1 protein-coding gene and 1 pseudogene are annotated in these 1064 nt (G+C 68.9%); both read left to right on the top strand.

Translation table 11 applies throughout. The features are described 5' to 3' along the window. Positions 1 to 784 (top strand): pseudouridine synthase (locus ACMO6A_RS09650; RefSeq protein WP_418471167.1); only part of this gene is annotated, 784 nt, incomplete at its 5' end. An 87-nt stretch (positions 785 to 871) separates the two neighbouring features. Beyond that, positions 872 to 1064 (top strand): annotated as a pseudogene (locus ACMO6A_RS09645) (prephenate dehydrogenase/arogenate dehydrogenase family protein); the annotation flags it as partial.

Below are 1064 nucleotides of genomic sequence, written 5' to 3'. Positions count from 1 at the left end.
GGCTAGCCGGCGGGGGTCGGAGAACCTTATGACGGCGGGGCGCGTGACCGTGAACGGCAAGGTGGTGACCGAGCTGGGAAGCAAGGTGGATCCGCTCGTGGACGAGGTAGCGGTGGACGGCGCGGTCGTGCGCTTGGCCGACGGGCCCGTCACCATCATGTTGCACAAGCCGGCCGGGTTCGTCACCACCATGTCCGATCCGCAGGGACGGCGTACCGTGGCCGAGCTCGTGCCGACCGAGCGCTATCCGGGGCTGTTCCCCATCGGGCGGCTGGACTTCGATACGACGGGCCTGCTGCTGTTCTCCACCGACGGCGAGCTGGGCAACGGCCTGCTGCATCCGAAGCATCATGTGACGAAGCGCTACCTGGCCTGCGTCGAGGGTCGTCCGACCGAGCGCGATCTGGCGCTTCTGCGGCGCGGCATCGAGCTGGACGACGGCCCGACGCAGCCGGCCGACGTGCGCATGGTGGAGGGCGGGGCGGCTCGCCATGCCGAGCGTCTGCTGGAGATTCCCGCCGCCGTGCCGCCGCGCTCCTCGAAGGAGTATGCGGCCGTGTGCGAAGGGCGCGCGACGCGGCGCTCTATCGTGCGCTTGGGCATCCGCGAAGGTCGCAAGCGCCAGGTGAAGCGCATGCTGGCCGCCGTCGGCCATCCGGTGCTGGCGCTTCATCGCGATTCGTTCGGCCCGCTCGATCTGGGCGATCTGCCGCGCGGGGCGTGGCGCGCGCTCGATGCCGAAGAAGTGGCGGCGCTCCACCAGGCCATCGGACGTGCCGAATAATGCTAGAATGAAACCCGCAGGAGACCGCGCAGCGGGAGCTTGCGGAACACGGAATGAACCCCTATGCTAGAAAGGCGCTCCCGTTTCATGGCACACCAGCATACAACGCAACCTGATCAGGCGTTTCGCCGTATAGCGGTGGTAGGTTTCGGACTGGTGGGCGCCTCGTTCGCCGCCGCTGTGCGCGCGGCGTATCCCGACACGCGGGTGCTGGCTGTCGACATCGACGAACGCACGCTGGCCGAAGCCGTCGAGCGCGGCTGGGCCACGGACGGCGCGC

Source organism: Eggerthella sp., from assembly GCF_048329335.1.
GTDB classification, from domain to species: Bacteria; Actinomycetota; Coriobacteriia; order Coriobacteriales; family Eggerthellaceae; genus Eggerthella; species Eggerthella lenta.
This window is presented reverse-complemented; position numbering and strand designations above follow the sequence as displayed.